Here is a 16,102-nt window from a genome sequence, read left to right as displayed (position 1 = left end):
TTGCCCCGCTTCAGCGTTGTTGTTCCCGCCCACGACGGGCCGGGGCGACTGCCCGACTGTCTTGATTCGGTGCTCGGCCAGGCCTTCGCCGACTTCGAACTGATCGCCGTCGTCAGCGCCCCGGAAGGGCTGTGTGCCTCGATCGTGGCCGCACACGCGGACCGCGATCCGCGGATCAAGGTGGTGCACTCGCCACCGCGTCACGGCCTGCCGGGCGCACGCAATGCCGGAATCGCCGTCGCTGAAGGCGAGTTCCTGCTCTTCCTCGACGGCGACGACACGCTGGTGCCCGGCGCACTGGGAATCCTCGACGCCCGGCTCGCCGAGTCCGAAGAGCCCGATCTGCTGCTCTTCGACCATGAGCGGGTGCACTGGTTCGACGGCAGTAGGGGGGCGACGCTCGAGCGGCTGTGGCAGGGGGCCCCGGCCGGGACCTTTACCGTGGAGCAGCACCCCGCGCTGCCCGATGTGCTGGTGCCCGCATGGAGCGCGGCCTATCGGCGCGACTTCGTGTCCCGGCACGAACTGGCCTTCGTGCCCGGCATGTTCACCGACACGGTGTGGAGCGTGCTGGCCGCGCTGCGGGCCGAGCGGATCGCGCTGCTCGACCGGATCTGCGTACGCCATCTGCTGCGCCGCCAAGGCAGCCGGAACCAGATCCCCGGACTCCACCACATGGATCTGCTCGACCAGTTCGACCTGGTGATGCGCCGGGCGGCGGAGCTGAAGCCGGACGCGGCGCTGCTCGGCAGGGTCTTCCACCAATTGGTGTGCGGGGTGCTCAAGACAGCGGCATCGCCCGCACGGCTGCCGAGGCCCGCGCTGCGGCGACAGTACTTCCGCAGGGCCGCCCGGCTCTACCGTCAGCACCGACCCACGGGCCACCGCCCGCCAGGAGGCAGCGTGGGGCTGCAGCACGCGTTGCTGGCTTCCCGCTCCTACACGGCATTCCGCGCACTGCGCGGCACGAAGCGCTGCCTCGACAGGGTGGCGCGGCCAGTCGGACGGCTCCTCAGGAGACTGCGGAAGCGGACCGGCAACCCGTACGGGGCCTTCCTCAGACGGCCGGTCGACGAGAACCTCGCTGTCTTCTCCTCGTACTGGGGTCGCGGCTACACCTGCAACCCCGCCGCCATCCACGCGGCGGCGCGGCGTCTGGCCCCGCACATCAAAACGGTCTTTCTGGCGACCGAGGACCACGCGCGGCAGATGCCGGAGGACGTGGAGAGCGTGGTGATCGGAAGCGCCCGCTACTGGGAGGTGATGGCCACCGCCAAGTACACCTTCAACAACGTCAACTTCGAGATGTCGGTCAAGAAGCGTCCCGGCACCGTCCATGTGCAGACCCAGCACGGCACCCCGCTCAAGCGCATGGGCGTGGACCAGGTGGAGTTCCCGGCGGCGGCGGCCGCGGCCGGCCCGCTCGGCAAGCTCCTGCAGCGCGTGGACCGCTGGGACTTCAACCTCGCCTCGAACCGCCACTCCACCGAGGTCTGGGAGCGGGCCTACCCGGGCGAGTACGAGAGTCTGGACGTCGGCTATCCGCGCAACGACGCGTTCTACATGTCGACGGCCGAGGACGTGGCCGCGATCCGGCGCCGCCTCGGCGTCCCCGAGGAACGGATCGCGGTGCTGTATGCGCCGACCCACCGCGACTACCGCACGGACTTCCTCCCCCAGCTGGACCTCGTCGCGTTCTGCGAGGCGCTCGGCGAAGAGTTCGTCGTGCTGCTGCGGGCCCACCACTCCTACGAGGGGGCCGCAGGCCTCGAAGGGATGCTGCGCTCCGGCGCGTTGATCGACGTGACGGAGCACCGTTCGCCCGAGGAGGTGTGCCTCGCCGCGGACGCGCTGATCACGGACTACTCGTCGATCATGTTCGACTACGCCAACCTCGACCGCCCGATCGTCGTGTACGCCGACGACTGGGACATCTACCGGGAGACACGGGGCGTCTACTTCGATCTGCTCGCCGCGCCTCCGGGTCCGGTGGCCCGTACCCAGGACGAGCTCACACGGATCTTCCGCGGCGGTGAGTGGGACGGCGAGGCCGCGGCCCGGCTGCGCGGCGCGTTTCGTGAGCGGTTCTGCGAATTCGACGACGGGCTTGCCGCGGAGCGGGTGGTGCGCCGGGTGCTGCTCGGTGAGCCGGCCGAGGCCCTGCCGCCGGTCGTTCCGCTGGGCGAGCGCGTTCCGGCCCCGGCCGCAGTCCGCGTCCCGCACCACTGACCCGTCCGAACCGCACGCCCCCATCCCTCACGACCGTGGAAGAGCCCGTGCCTCGTTTCAGCGTCATCGTCCCCGTCTACAAGGTCCAGGGCTATCTGCGCGAGTGCCTCGACTCGATCCTGACGCAGTCCTGCACCGACATCGAGGTCATCGCGGTCGACGACTGCTCACCCGACAACTGCGGCACCATCATCGACGAGTACGCGGCGTGCGACGCACGGGTCACCGCGGTCCACCTGCCGCAGAACGTCGGCCTCGGCCGGGCGCGCAACGCGGGGGTCGGCCGCGCCACCGGCGACTATCTGCTCTTCCTCGACAGCGACGACAGCTACACCCCCGGAGCACTGCGAGCCATCGACGAGCGGCTCGCCGTCACCGACGACCCGGACGTTCTCGTCTTCGACCATGTGCGCACGCACTGGTGGGGCCGTGGCGGCAGGAGCATGACGGCGGATCTGCTCGCCTCCGCGGGCACAGACACGTTCGACATCATGAGCAGTCCCCAGTATCTGCATCTGTTCCTGGTCGCCTGGAACAAGGCATACCGTCGGGACTTCTTCACCGGCCACGGATTCACCTACCAGCAGGGTCTCTACGAGGACGCCCCGGTCACCTATCAGGCGTTGATGTGCGCCCGCCGCATCGCCTGTCTCGACCGGGTGTGCGTCCAGTATCTGCAGCGCAGACGTGGCGCGATCACCCGCACCCCGGGACGCAGGCACTTCGACATCTTCGCGCAGTACGCGGGGCTGTTCGCGTTTCTCGACGAACACCCGGAACTGGACGGGTCGAGGCCGCTCCTCTTCGAGCGGATGATCAACCACTTCCTGGCGACGATGCCGCTCGGCGAGCGAGTACTGCCCGAGGACCGGGCCGCCTTCTACCGGGAGACAGTGGGGTTCTACCGGCGCTACAAGCCGGACGGTTTCACCCCGCCGGACGATGCCTACCGCACCCAGTGGCGCCTGCTCCCCGGCAGCCCCTACCCCGTGTTCCAGGCCTGCGTGCTGGCTGAGCGGCTGCGCCGCGCGTCCCTCCGCAAGAAGAGCGAGGTGCGCAAGGCGACCACACGGCGGATCAACAGCGCCATCGCCGGGACCCAGCGCCGGCGCCCGCTCGATCCGAATCTCGCGGTGTACTCGGCCTTCTGGCACCGCGGTGTGCTCGGCGATCCGGCGGCCATCCATGACGTGGCCCGGATGCTGGCCCCGCACATCCAACCGGTGTGGGTGGTGCGGCCGGACGACGTGGAGCGGCTGCCGGGAGGCATCGACCACGTCGCCCCGGGCACACCGGGATACCACCGGGTAATGAGCCGCGCCACGTATTTCGTCAACAACGTCGACTGGACACTCGGCCTGGTGAAGCGCCCGGGGCAGATCCATGTGCACACCCACCAGGGGACACCCCTGGGACACATGGGCGTCGACCTGCTCGGCCGCCCGGCCGCGAAGTATCACGTCGATGTCCGTGCGATGCTCCGGCGCGCGGACCGCTGGGACTTCAGCCTGGTCTCCAGTCCGTACGCGCAGCAGATCTGGGACCGCGCCTATCCCTGTCACTTCACCTCACTGCCGACCGGCGCCCCGCGCAACGACGTGCTGGTGCGCGGGGACACGTTGCGGACGGGCGCCCTGCGCAAGCGGCTCGGTGTCCCGGACGGCAACACCGTGGTGCTCTACGCCCCGACCTGGCGCGACCACCGCAAGTCGTACGTGCCGCGGCTCGACTTCGAGCACCTGGTCAGGGAGCTGGGGCCGACGGTCACCCTGCTCGTCCGTTTGCACCCGAGGGACGCCAAGGCCGAGATCCGTGATCTGCAGCTGCGCGACCTCCAGCGGCGCGGGCAGCTCCTCGACGTCACCGACGAGCCCTCGGTACAGGACATGATGCTCGTCTCCGACGCCCTGGTGACCGACTACTCGTCCCTGATGTTCGACTACGCCAACACGGACCGCCCGATCATCGTCCACGGCGACGACTGGGCGGCGTACCGGGCGGCCCGCGGCGCCTACGTCGATCTGCCGGCCGAGCCGCCGGGCCATGTCTCCACCAGCACCGCAGAGTTGACGGATCTGTTCGCCTCCGGGGCATGGCAGGACGCGCGCTCCGCCGCTCTTCGCGCCGCCTTCCGCCGACGGTTCTGTCCGTACGACGACGGGCATGCGGCCGCCCGGGTGGTCTCCCTGATCATGCTCGGCCAGGAGTACCCCCCGTCGGCCATCCCTCAGCAGGACGCACGACAGCTCCGCGACGCCGCGCACCCCGCAGTCCCGGACGGCACACGATGACCAGGGCCGCAGCGTGAGCCACCGCCCTGTCCTTCCTCTCACCTTCCGCTCGCCGCTCCGGTCCGAACGCCCAGGAGATCTCCGCCATGTCAGCCACAGCGCCCCGTTCCCGGCTCCATTCCTCAACGGCGGCAGCCCGGGCCCACGAGCTGTGGTCGCGCGTACCGCCGGCGCTGCGCTTGCCGCTCGTCGTCTACCTTTCCTGCCAGGCCTGCTACTTGCTGTGGTGGATGGCGTTCTACCCGGGCCTGATCGACTACGACGCGCTCGCCTACACCTGGCAGGTCACCACCGACCACTGGATCTCCAATCACTCGGTCCTCTACAACTCCCTGCTCTGGCTGTCCCTCAACAGCACCGGGGGCTTCGCGGCGCTGACGCTCCTGCAGACGGTCGCGATGTCCGCGGTACTCGGTTACACGTGCGCGAGCCTGTGCACACTCGGCGTACGCGGACGGTGGAGCGCACCGGCCGCAGTGGCCTGCGCGGCGGCTCCACCGCTCGGTGTGTTCACCGTCTACGTGGGCAAGGACGTGCCGTTCACGATCTGTGCGGTGCTGGCCTTCGCCGTGACGGTACGACTGGTGGGCAGGCGGCTGCAGGGGAGGTGGAACGGCCACCTGCGACGCTCCGAACTCCTGCTGCTGTGCGTCGCGTTCCTCGGGATCGGCCTCTTCCGCAACAACGGCTTCCCCGTTGCCGTGATCGCCGCCCTGAGCCTTCTTCTGGTGCTGCCCGGGGCCCGCCGCACGATCGCCGTGCTGGTCACCGTCACCACCGCCGTGACACTGACGCTGATGCTCGTGGTCTATTCGGCGGTCGGTATCCAGAAGCCGCCCAAGACGCTGGTCTACAACCTCCACTACGCCGACCTGGCGGTGACCTATGCGCAGGCGCCGGGCCTGTTCACCCAGGATGATCTGCGATTGATGGCCCGGGCGGCGCCGCTCTCGGACTGGCGTGCGACCGGAGCCACCTGCTTTGCCTCCGACCCGCTGTACCGGAAGCTGAACAGGCATGTCACCGATCAACTCACCGAACCTCTCGTGCAGTTGTGGTGGCGCACCCTGCGCAAGGCCCCCCAGAAAGTGATGGGCGCACGGATCTGCCGCGGGCACATCGCCTGGGCCGTCTTCCCCGGGCCGCAGGATCAAGGAGGCAGGACGTACAACTCCCTCAACTGGGTGAACCCAGTGTTCTACAAGTGGTACCCGGAGATGCGGACGAGCCCCTACCGACAGGCGGCCCAGCCCCGGCCCCCGTCCCAAGCCCTCCACGACGTGGGCGTCTTCGCGTATGCCGCCTCGCGCGTTCCCCAGCTGGAGTGGCTCCTGTGGCGCGGCGCGATCTGGTGCTACGCCACCTACGTGCTCGTCACCCGGCTCGCCCGGGCCCGTGGCTGCCGCCCCCTGTTCGCCCTGGCAGGCGTCACCCTCGGAAATCAGCTCACCGTATTCGTCGCGACCCCCTCGCCGTGCTTCCGCTACATGGCGGCCCCCATGTTCATCGGCGTGCTCGGCCTGTCACTCATTCCCGCGCTGCGCGGTGCCGGACGCCCCGTCGTCCCGCCCCCGGCGTCCCGAGCGACACCATCCACCACCGCAGCGACTTCAGCCGCCCCACCCATCTCACCGAAGAACGTGGAGTACATCCCGTGAGAAGCGCACGGAGCAGCTGAAACCGCTCGGTGTCGGAACGCCCAGGAGATCTCCGTTTATCCCCCACAACAAGTCCGCTCCGGCCGGTCCGATGTGAAGACGGCCACGAAGGCCCGGGCCCTCTGGTCGCGCGTACCCCCGGCACTACGGTTGCCGCTGGCCGTCTTCCTCTCGTGCCAGGCCTGCTACCTGCTGTGGTGGGCGGCCTTCTATCCGGGTCTGATGAGCATCGACTCGGTCGTCTACACGTGGCAGGTCACCACCGGCCACTGGCGCTCGGACCACTCGGTGCTCTACAACGCGCTGGTCTGGCTGACCCTCGTTATCACGGGGGACCTCGCTGCGCTGACGCTGCTGCAGACGGTCGCGATGTCCGCGGTACTCGGCTACACGTGCGCGAGCCTGCGGACTCTGGGCGTACGGGGGCGATGGAGCGCACCGGCCGCGGTGGCCTGCGCGGCGGCTCCACCGCTCGGGTCCTTCACCGTCTTCGTCTGGAAGGACGTGCCGTTCACGATCTGTGCGGTGCTGGTGTTCGCGGTGTCGGTACGGCTCCTGGGCAGACGCTCGAACGGCACGTGGAACGGCCGTCTGCACAGCTCGGAGCTCTTGCTGCTGTGCGCCGGGCTCCTGGGCGTCGACCTCTTCCGCAACAACGGCTTCCCGATGTCCGTGATCGCGTCACTGGCCCTGCTCCTGGCGCTGCCCGGAGCCCGGCGCGTCATCGCCGGCCTCGCTGGCGCCGCCACGGCCCTGACGCTGCTGCTCATGCTCGTCGTCTATCCGGCGGCCGGCGTCGAGCAGCCGAGCAAGGCATTCATCTACAACTTGCACTACGCCGACCTGGCGGTGACCTATGCGCAGGCGCCGGGCCTGTTCACCCCGGATGATCTGCGGCTCATGGCCGAGGTGGCGCCGCTTTCGACCTGGCAGGGCGCCGGCAGCAACTGCTATGTGTCCGACGTGCTCTACTACAGCCCCTCGCTGAACCGGGCCGCGGCCGACCGGCTCACCGAACCGCTGGTGCGGTTGTGGTGGCGCGTCCTGCGCACGTCCCCCCAGCAGATCTTCGACGCGCGGCTGTGCCGGGCGCACATTGCCTGGGCCGTCTTCCCCGGACCGCGGAGCAAGAGCGCCAGGACATGGACGTACGGCACATCGATCCCCGCCGACCTCTGGGGTTTCCGCTCGATCCAGGACAGCCCGTACCGGCCGGTGCTCACAGCCCGGCCGCTGTCCCGGACCCTCAACCACGCGGCCACCTTCGGCCGCTCCACCTTCCGCGTCCCCCAGCTCGAGTGGCTCTTCTGGCGTGGCGCCACCTGGTGCTACGCCACCTACGCGCTGGTCGCCCTGCTCGCCCGGGCCCGCCGCTGCCGTCCCTTGCTCGCCCTGGCGGGTGTCACCCTCGGCGTGCAGCTCACCGTGCTCGCAGCCAATCCCGCGCCGTGCTTCCGCTACATGGCAGCGCCGCTGTTCATCGGCGTGCTCTGCCTGTCGCTGATCCCCGCTCTACGGGCCTCGGCCCGATGAGATCGTGTCGATTCTTGAACGTGGACCAATAACGCACGATCATGCCCACGGCGGTTTATCTGAAAGGGCATCAAAAGGCATGGTCTATGACCCTCAACAGCGATTCTTGAGCTTGGTTCCCGGCGGAAACGGAATTGTCTACGCGATTCAGGCCGACGGAAATCTGTATTGGTATCGGCATATCAATTGGACGACGGGCGCCCCCGCCTCCTGGGCAAATTCTGGCGCCCCTCGACTCATCGGCACCGGATGGCAGAAATTCCGTTTCGTCCTGGCCGCCGCCGACGGACAGATCTTCGCTTTCCTGCCCAACGGGGACCTTATTTGGTACCGATACATCGTGTCCAACCTCGGCACCGGCGCAGGGAGCTGGCACTCGGCAAGCGGCAGTCGCATCGGTACCCAATGGAACTTCCCGCGTGTCATCGGCGGGTGGGGCAACGTCCTCTACGCGCAGGATGGCAACGGGGACCTGCGTTGGTACAAATATACCGGTACCAACGGCTCCTTCAGTTGGGCGGCGAATTCGGGTGCCAAGATCGGCTCGCAATGGCAGCCCTACACCCAACTGTTCGCCGACCCGAACGGCGTAATTTTTGGAACGCGGCACGGCAGCGCGCTCAGCTGGTTCCGCTATCTCGGATCAACTGGATCGTTCAACTGGGCGAACGGTGGTGCGCCTGTTGACACCACCATTTTGGGGCCGTTCGAGAGGGGTCTCTTCTCCAATGGTTCCGGTGCCGTGTACAAGATCAACACGAGCACTGCCAATCCGCCGGGCCCCGACAACCAACTCCAGTGGTATCGCCTGCTCAACTCCGAGACCGTCGACGCCAGCGGCGTCCACTGGGCCAGCGGCTCCGGCGCTGTGGTCGGCTCGGGTTTCACCCGCGAGAATTCGGCGGCGTTGCAGGGCTATCCGACATCCCTGTCCACTCAACAAGGCACGAGTCTCGGCATCCACGTCTCCACGACGTTCCCTTCGTACACGTCGTCCACCGTTCGCCTCGCTCCTGCACCCGGTGCCCCCGTCACGGTCACCCCGCCCGCTACTCGAACCGGGCAGTTCCAGCTGCTGCAGAGCGGATATCACAGCGCAGGGTGCGGGTGGAATTCGTCCTTCTCGGTATCCGTGGGGACCGGGGCGAGCTGGCCTTCGGGCGTATACGCATCACAATTGAAATCACCCCAGGGCAAAGAACACAACGTGATGTTCGTCGTGCGGCCCTCATCGCCACAGCGACAGATCGCCGTCCTGGTGCCGACCAATACTTATAACGCCTACAATTTCTGGGGCGGGCACAATCAATATACGACCGGTCAATCCGGTGCGCAGCGGACCGTCACCCTGCAGCGTCCCAATATGGGAACCTCGTGGGACAACTCCTATGTGACCGCGACCGGAATCATCGACCATCTGCTCTACAGTGACCTGCTGCTGTTTCGATGGATGAGCTCACAGGGCATCCAGTACGACTGCTACGCGGACAACGACCTGCATGCGACGGGTGCCGCCTGGCTGCGGACACCTGCGCAGGGCGGGAATTACAAGGCGCTGGTGCTGACCACCCATCCCGAGTATTTCACGCAAACCGCGCGTGACAACATTGCAGCCTTCCAGAACAACGGCGGCCGCATCATCTACCTGGGCGGGAACGGAATCTACGAACGGATGGAGTACACGCCGGACGGTAACGCAGTTATTTTTCGACGACCCAACGGCTCACGAGATGTTTTCGCAGATTCCGGACAGTCCGAATCGCAAATCCTGGGCGTATCGCACTTCCCACCGACGTATATGTCCTTCGCCCCGTACAAGGTGCGCGACACCGATAACAATCCTTTTACGGCGGGCACCGGTCTGAACGTGGGAGACACCATCGGTAGCGTCTCCTACGACGTCGCCGCCAGCGGCTGGGAGGTCGACCGTCGACAGGCCGCCGTGCCCGGATCCGTACTGATCGCGGAAGGGCTCAATAATTCAGGCGGGGCCGAAATGCTCTACGTTCCGCCCGTTTCCCCCAAAGGTTGGGTGTTCACGGTCGGCTCCCTGTCCTTCACCGGCAGCATTCCGTTCGACACCGCGATCCAGAAGATCCTGCTGAACGTTTTCGCGAAAGCGGTGGCCTAGTGTCTTGACACACAAGATCAGGTACCGCCGACGGGGAGAGGAGAGAATTATGAAGGAGACCTCGCGTCGCACCGTACTGGTCGGCGCCGCGACCGCGGTGATTGCGCTGGGCCTTCCCGCCTCGACTGCTGGTGCGGAGTCCGGGCAAGGGGAACAGCCGGCTCCCGCGAAAGAGAAACGGCAGGCAACCAGCACCTGTGGAAATCTGGGCAGCACGAGGGTCTGCGTCACGGCACGAGAAGTCCAGGATGTAACCGGCCTCCAGTACGTCATCACAAATGGCGGCGCCCGGCCGATGACCTACACGGTGTGGTACGTGGATACGACCGGGGGGCCTGAATCAGGCAGGGTCACGGAAACGGTGAAGGCAGGGGAGACCGCTACCGGCTACTTCTATGGCGCCATCCAGCACTGTTTCACACTGCATGTGTGCGAAGAGGCTGGGACCGCCTGCATCACCCTCGGCCCTGTTTGCGGCGAAGAGGCGGCAGGCTGGTAGGAGAGAAGACGAACGGGCCAAGTCCCCGAACCCAGACACCCCTTGGGTCGTTCCACCACACATGAAGCAGAACAGTGAAGCGCCGCTCGCTCCGGTCCGGATCGCAGCCGGGGCCCAGGTCGACGAGTCGGCCGTGGTGGGCCCCGGCACCGCCGTGTGGGAGCTTGCCCAGATCCGTGAGACGGCCGTGCTGGGCGACAACTGCGTGGTGGGGCGGGGCGCCTATGTCGGCCCCGGAGTCCGGATCGGCGACGGGGTCAAGATTCAGAACCACGCCCTGGTCTACGAGCCGGCGGAGCTCGGCCACGGTGTCTTCGTCGGTCCCGCGGTCGTGCTGACCAACGACCACAACCCGCGCTCGGTCGACCCCGAAGGGCGGCCCAAGCGAGGTGCCGACTGGGAGCCCGTGGGGGTCACGGTCGCCGAGGGCGCGTCCCTCGGCGCGCGATCGGTCTGCGTGGCTCCGGTCCACGTCGGCCGCTGGGCGATGGTGGCCGCCGGTGCCGTGGTCACACGGGACGTGCCGGACTTCGCCCTGGTCGCCGGCGTCCCGGCCCGTCACATCGGCTGGGTGGGGCGTGCGGGCCTGCGGCTCGGCGAGGTCCCCGGCTCGACCGGGATGTGGGAATGCCCGGGCACCGGCGTCCTGCACGCCGAGAACGACGGCGTTCTCACGGAGGTCTGATGCGAGAACGCCGCCATGGGTCCGGCTGCGGCGGACTTCATCCGGAGCCTGCGATCCCGGCGGTGGCGGCTGGGCGGTCCGGGCTCTCCTGGATATCGAGCATGAGGGCGCCGATGAGAAAGTGAATTCCGGTGAGGATCGGCATGGTTGCCAGCAGGACACTTCCTGCGCTGGCGCTCGCAGGCCCGAGCGTGTGGACCAATACCCACGTGCTTGCCGCGCTGCCGAAGGCGATCAGGAACAGTCCCGCCAGGAGCAGGAGAGCGATCGGCGAGAAGGAGAAGATGACGTACTTCAGGACGACGCGTCGCCCGGACCCGCGAGCCAGCTGGCCAATCAACGCCGGAATGACCTTGTGCATCCGCATGGTTGACACCTCGTCCCCGTAGACCGCGGGAATCGGGACGTCGCAGGCCGGGATCCGAAGGATGTTCAGATTGATCAGCAGGTCGTTCTCGAATGAGTAGTCCTTGGCCACGCGGTCGAGGTTCAACCGTTCCAGCGCCGCCCGGTGGATCGCGGTGTACCCGTTCTGGGGGTCGAACAGGTGCCAATATCCGGATGCCAGCTTGGTCATGAAGGAGAGGATGACGTTTCCGAGAATCCGGTGTTTCGGCATACCGCGGTAGGAGTCGCGCGAGTAGAAGCGGTTCGCCTTCGTGAAGAGGGCGGTCCCGTCACAGATCGGAGCCAGCAGGGCGGGAAGGTAGGCCGGGTCCATCTGCCCGTCGCCCGCCATGACCACCGAAACGTCACACCCCAGCCGCAATGCCTCCTTGTGCCCGTCGCAGACCGCTCCACCGACCCCGGTGTTCCTCTCGTGCTGGATGAGCACCACCCGCGGGTCGCCGGCGTCGATCGCCTCGACGGCCGTCGAGTCACTGCTGGCGTCGTCGATCACCACGATATGGTCGACGAAATCGGGCGTGGTGTTGATCGTCCGGGCGATCAACTTTTCCTCGTTGTACGCCGGCACCACAACCGCGACTTTCATATTTTGATACACGGAGAAAAAACCTCTCACGGTTCTTCAACTGGAGCCCGTCTGCGACGATGGGCTGGAGCAGGGGGGAAGGTACCAGAAATCGTACGGAAACTGTGGGACACCGTTTGCCGCTTTTCCTCGGCCGATACGGCAAGGTTCCTTCTTGTGGGAGGACTGTGCTACCTGATCGATGTCGGGACGCTGGTCCTGCTGCACGGCGGGCTTCGTATGCCGTTGGCCGCGGCCACCTCGCTGGCGTTTGTGACCGTGCTGGCGGTCAATTTCGGCCTCAACAGGGCTTTCGTATTTCGCAGCGGCGCACTGGCCGGACCGGCCTTTGCCAAATATCTTGTGCTCGTCGGGCTGAATTACAGCGCAACTGTGGCGACGGTCACCGGGTTGACAGCTTTGGGTTTGCCCTATGTGGCGGCGAAGACCACGTCGACCATCGTCAATGCGGTGGTGAATTACGGCGCATTTCGGTGGTGGGTCTTCAGGTCGCCCGGTGTGCGAAGCCACGGCAGTCCGGGCAGGCCCGAGCCGACCCGATTGCCGTGACCGGGCACCTCGCTCTACGACCGCTGGGTGACCGCCGCCAGATTCCGGGGGTGCGGGCTCTGCAGCGGCAGGTCCGTCTTCCGCCGTGCCGAGTCGAGGACCGCCTCGGCGACCTCGACCGTCCTCAGCCCCTGCTCCAGGGTGACGATGTCCGTGCCCTTGCCTTCCACGGCGTCGCGGAACCGCTCGTGCTCGACGAACAGCGGCTCGCGCTTGGGGATGGCGTACCGGACCATGTCGCCCTCGGCGGCTCCGCGGAAGGTGCTCAGCGCTTCCCACTCCGTGGCGACGGCGCCGTTGGCATGGAAGGTGAGGTCCGCGGTGAGGGTGTCCGCGATGAAGCAGCCGTGCTCGCCGGTCACCGCCGTGAAGCGCTCTTTGAGCGGGCTCAGCCAGTTCACGAGGTGGCTGACCATGGTGCCGTTGGTGAGCTCACCGACGACCGCGACCATGTCCTCGTGCGGGCGGCCGCTCTTGGAGAGCGTGCGGGCCGCCAAGGAAGCGTAGTGACACCCCGTCACCCAGCTGGTGAGATCGATGTCGTGGGTCGCCAGGTCCTTGACGACGCCCACGTCCGCGATGCGCTGCGGGAAGGGCCCCTGCCGCCGCGTGACCACCTGGAACATCTCACCCAGCTCGCCCGCCTCCAGGCGCGAACGCAGGCTCTGCAACGCCGGGTTGAAGCGCTCGATGTGCCCGACCCCGGCGATCAGACCGGCCCTGTCGAAGGCGTCGACCAGTCGTCGGGCCGCAGTCGCGGAGTGGGCGAGCGGCTTCTCGATCAGCGCGCACACGCCGTCCGCGGCCAGGGCGAGGCCGATCTCCTCGTGCAGCGCGGTGGGGCAGGCGACCACGGCGTAGTCGAGGCCGAGCGCGAGCAGTTCAGGCAGGGTGGCGAAGACCGGGGCGCCACGTGCAGCGCCCGTGGCGTCTCCCGCCGGGTCCATGACGCCGACGAGTTCGACGCCGTCGAGCGACGACAGCACCCGGGCGTGGTTGCGTCCCATCGCACCCAGACCGACAAGTCCCGCACGCAGGGTCTGCTTGCTCACCGGGCACCTCCGGCGACGCTCACGGCCCGGGCGACGCGCTCCAGCTCGCCCTGCCCGAGGGTCGGGTGGACCGGCAGCGAGAGCACCGCGGCGGCAGCGCGGTCGGTCTCGGGCAAGGGAGGGCCGGCCGGGTCGTGGTACGGCTTCAGACGGTGGATCGGCGTCGGGTAGTACACCGCGCTGCCGATGCCCTGCCGCGCCAGTTCCTGCTGTACGGCGTCCCTGCGGCCGTCGGGGATGGCGACGGTGTACTGGTGGTAGACGTGCCGGGCGCCGTCGGCCACCTGCGGCACGGGCAGCCCCTCGATACGGGAGTCGAGCACCTTGGCGTTGGCCCGCCGCTGCTCGGTCCACGCAGGCAACTGCTTCAGCTGCTCACGGCCGACGGCCGCCGCGACGTCGGTCATCCGCATGTTGGCGCCGACGATCTCGTTCTCGTACCGCTGTTCCATGCCCTGGTTCCTGAGCAGTCTGAGGGTGCGGGCCAGTTCGGGGTCGGCGGTGGTGATCATGCCGCCTTCGAGCGCGTGCATGTTCTTCGTCGGATAGAAGCTGAAGCATCCGGCCTGCCCGAAGGTTCCGACGGGCTGACCGTGCAGGGCGGCGCCGTGCGCCTGGCAGGCGTCCTCGACGACGGCGAGGCCATGGCGCGCGGCGAGCGGCATCAGGTGGTCCATGGCGGCGGGGTGTCCGTACAGATGCACCGGCATCAGCGCCGCGGTCCGCGGGCCGATCGCAGCCGCCGCGGCGAGCGGATCGAGGCAGTAGGTGCCGGGCGTGATGTCGGCGAAGACGGGTTCGGCGCCCACCAGGCGTACCGCGTTGGCGGTGGCGGCGAACGAGAAGGAGGGCACCACCACCTCGTCGCCCGCTCCGATGCCGAGCGCCATGAGGCTCAGCTGCAGCGCGGAGGTGCCGGAGTTGACCGCTACACAGCTGCGGTCGGCGACCAGCTCCGAGAACTTCTCCTCGAAGGCGGCCACCTCTGGCCCCTGGATGACATGGCCGCTACGCATGACGCGTACGGCGGCTTCGATCTCGGCTTCGCCGATCACGGGCCGGGCGGCTGGGATAGGCAGGCTGGACCCGCACACGGGCAGTCTCCGTTCGAGAGCGAGGGAGTCGGCCTGCCTTTAACCGCAGTTCCGTGTCGGGGGTTTCTGATGGCACCACCAATCAACCCGGAAGGCAGTATGCGTAGGATGAGGTGATTTGCCCGTATGGGGTGCTCACCCTCTCGGCCGCGTAGCCGGCGGTCTGGTTCCACGGGAGGCGTGAAGCGATCGCGCACGTCAGGTAACGGTCGGGTCATTCCGTAACGCTCGGGTAACGCGGGTGGCTCCTGGCGAAGTCATCGACTTGGTCATGGGGTTCGACTGTTACCCCCGGCCAAAGGTTGCACGCTGCGCTACTTGAACCTCGTATGAAGGGCTTCCTAGCGTGAGGTGAACTCACCTCGAACGCCAGGAAGTTGACCAGCCATGCGCCGAGACATACCGCCCCTCGACGAGGTGCGCCGCATCACCCAGAAGAAACGGGACGCGTGGTGGACCGTGCTCCTCGTCGACCCGGTCGCCACGCCGCTGGTGCGGCTGACGGCGATGCGCACGAGGATCACCCCGAACCAGATCACCTGGGGCGCCTTCATCCTGGGCCTCGGCTCAGCCGTCCTCTTCTGGCTGGGCGACTGGCGCTGGCTCATCGCCGGCGCCGTCGTCTACCACCTGTCGTTCGTCCTCGACTGCATGGACGGCAAGGTCGCCCGGCTCACCGGCCAGGGGTCGGTCTTCGGTGCCTGGCTGGACTTCGTCTTCGACCGCATCCGCGTCATGCTGTGCGGGGTCGCGCTCATGGCGGGCCAGTACGAACGCACCGGTGACGAGCTCTACATCTGGCTCGCCCTGGCCGTCGTCGGCCTCGACACCCTGCGCTACATCAACTCCCTGGAGATCTTCAAGATCCGCCACTCCATGCGCAAGCAGATCAAGGAGCGGGTCAGGGAGGCACGGCGCGCCGAGAACGAGGCCGAGCTCGCCTTCATGGAGGACCTCCTGCGCGACAACCCCGAGGCGGACATCGAGCAGGACCTCCAGAAGGCACGCTCGGCCCAGGGGATCGCGGAGGCCGCACCGCGGCCCGCGCCCCAAGTCGTCGACCTGCACCAGGAGTTCAGGAGCCGCTTCCCCGTATACCTGCGGATGCGCTCGTTCCTGCTCCGCCACCGCATCCGCACCCATCTGATCAGCGGGATCGAGTTCCAGATGGGCGTCTTCATGATCGGCCCGCTGATCGACCAGGTCCTGTGGGCGACGATCGTCTCCGGAGCGCTCCTGCTCGCCTTCGAACTCGCCATCATCTACAAGCTGTTGCTGTCGACCCGTGACTTCACGCGCACGATCGACTCGTTCGCGGAACGCAGCCGTCAGGCCGCTGCGGCCTGAACGTGAGGGGGTGCCCCGCCGGACCCGACGGTCCCACGGG

At 67.4% G+C, this 16,102-nt stretch carries 12 protein-coding genes; 9 read left to right on the top strand and 3 right to left on the bottom strand.

The genetic code is table 11. The features are described 5' to 3' along the window. From ACWFR4_RS07210 to ACWFR4_RS07180, 7 genes are all read left to right on the top strand, one after another. Positions 1–2,229 carry a bifunctional glycosyltransferase/CDP-glycerol:glycerophosphate glycerophosphotransferase gene (locus ACWFR4_RS07210; RefSeq protein ID WP_453455544.1) on the top strand — a complete coding sequence of 743 codons (2,229 nt, stop codon included), beginning with the start codon at positions 1–3 and terminating at the stop codon, positions 2,227–2,229. A gap of 47 nt (positions 2,230–2,276) precedes the next feature. Then, entirely contained in the window at positions 2,277–4,520 is a 2,244-nt protein-coding gene (locus tag ACWFR4_RS07205) for a bifunctional glycosyltransferase/CDP-glycerol:glycerophosphate glycerophosphotransferase (protein ID WP_453651303.1), read from the top strand. Positions 4,521–4,606: 86 nt separating this feature from the next. Beyond that, positions 4,607–6,178, top strand: coding sequence for a hypothetical protein (locus tag ACWFR4_RS07200; RefSeq protein WP_453651301.1), 1,572 nt, complete (start codon positions 4,607–4,609; stop codon positions 6,176–6,178). Between the two features lie 222 nt (positions 6,179–6,400). Further along, positions 6,401–7,711, top strand: a complete 1,311-nt coding sequence (locus ACWFR4_RS07195) for a hypothetical protein (RefSeq protein WP_453651299.1) — start codon at positions 6,401–6,403, stop codon at positions 7,709–7,711. Between the two features lie 4 nt (positions 7,712–7,715). Continuing rightward, entirely contained in the window at positions 7,716–9,842 is a 2,127-nt protein-coding gene (locus ACWFR4_RS07190; RefSeq protein WP_453651297.1) for a N,N-dimethylformamidase beta subunit family domain-containing protein, read from the top strand. A 49-nt stretch (positions 9,843–9,891) separates the two neighbouring features. Further along, positions 9,892–10,341, top strand: coding sequence for a hypothetical protein (locus ACWFR4_RS07185; protein WP_453455529.1), 450 nt, complete (start codon positions 9,892–9,894; stop codon positions 10,339–10,341). A 61-nt stretch (positions 10,342–10,402) separates the two neighbouring features. Continuing rightward, positions 10,403–11,026, top strand: a complete 624-nt coding sequence (locus tag ACWFR4_RS07180) for an acyltransferase (protein WP_453455526.1) — start codon at positions 10,403–10,405, stop codon at positions 11,024–11,026. 37 nt (positions 11,027–11,063) lie between these two features. Here the strand turns inward: ACWFR4_RS07180 and ACWFR4_RS07175 are convergent, their stop codons facing one another. Further along, a complete protein-coding gene (locus ACWFR4_RS07175; protein ID WP_453651295.1) occupies positions 11,064–12,032 on the bottom strand; it encodes a glycosyltransferase family 2 protein in 969 nt (322 codons plus the stop codon). A gap of 144 nt (positions 12,033–12,176) precedes the next feature. Here ACWFR4_RS07175 and ACWFR4_RS07170 point away from each other — a divergent pair, with 144 nt between their 5' ends. Next, positions 12,177–12,569 carry a GtrA family protein gene (locus ACWFR4_RS07170; RefSeq protein ID WP_453455521.1) on the top strand — a complete coding sequence of 131 codons (393 nt, stop codon included), beginning with the start codon at positions 12,177–12,179 and terminating at the stop codon, positions 12,567–12,569. Positions 12,570–12,583: 14 nt separating this feature from the next. On the opposite strand, the gene ACWFR4_RS07165 is transcribed toward ACWFR4_RS07170, so the two are convergent. Further along, complete coding sequence (locus tag ACWFR4_RS07165; protein ID WP_453455599.1) at positions 12,584–13,576, bottom strand: Gfo/Idh/MocA family oxidoreductase; 993 nt, start codon at positions 13,574–13,576, stop codon at positions 12,584–12,586. Between the two features lie 41 nt (positions 13,577–13,617). Then, the gene (locus ACWFR4_RS07160; RefSeq protein ID WP_453651293.1) at positions 13,618–14,715 is read right to left on the bottom strand and encodes a DegT/DnrJ/EryC1/StrS family aminotransferase; all 1,098 of its coding nucleotides are present in this window, start codon (positions 14,713–14,715) and stop codon (positions 13,618–13,620) included. 387 nt (positions 14,716–15,102) lie between these two features. Here ACWFR4_RS07160 and ACWFR4_RS07155 point away from each other — a divergent pair, with 387 nt between their 5' ends. Then, positions 15,103–16,062 (top strand): CDP-alcohol phosphatidyltransferase family protein, encoded by a 960-nt coding sequence (locus tag ACWFR4_RS07155; RefSeq protein WP_453455515.1) that lies wholly within the window; start codon positions 15,103–15,105, stop codon positions 16,060–16,062. Positions 16,063–16,102: the final 40 nt, after the last annotated feature.

The sequence above is a fragment of the Streptomyces sp. NPDC055140 genome (genome assembly GCF_053607285.1).
Note: the sequence above shows the minus strand (reverse complement) of the source record. Positions and strands in the feature narration are given on the sequence as shown.

Coding starts and splice junctions, on each gene's coding strand:
- ACWFR4_RS07200 (WP_453651301.1), top strand. CDS start 4,607: ATGTCAGCCACAGCGCCCCGTTCCCGGCTCCATTCCTCAACGGCGGCA.
- ACWFR4_RS07195 (WP_453651299.1), top strand. CDS start 6,401: ATGAGCATCGACTCGGTCGTCTACACGTGGCAGGTCACCACCGGCCAC.
- ACWFR4_RS07185 (WP_453455529.1), top strand. CDS start 9,892: ATGAAGGAGACCTCGCGTCGCACCGTACTGGTCGGCGCCGCGACCGCG.
- ACWFR4_RS07180 (WP_453455526.1), top strand. CDS start 10,403: ATGAAGCAGAACAGTGAAGCGCCGCTCGCTCCGGTCCGGATCGCAGCC.
- ACWFR4_RS07165 (WP_453455599.1), bottom strand. CDS start 13,576: ATGGGACGCAACCACGCCCGGGTGCTGTCGTCGCTCGACGGCGTCGAA.
- ACWFR4_RS07155 (WP_453455515.1), top strand. CDS start 15,103: ATGCGCCGAGACATACCGCCCCTCGACGAGGTGCGCCGCATCACCCAG.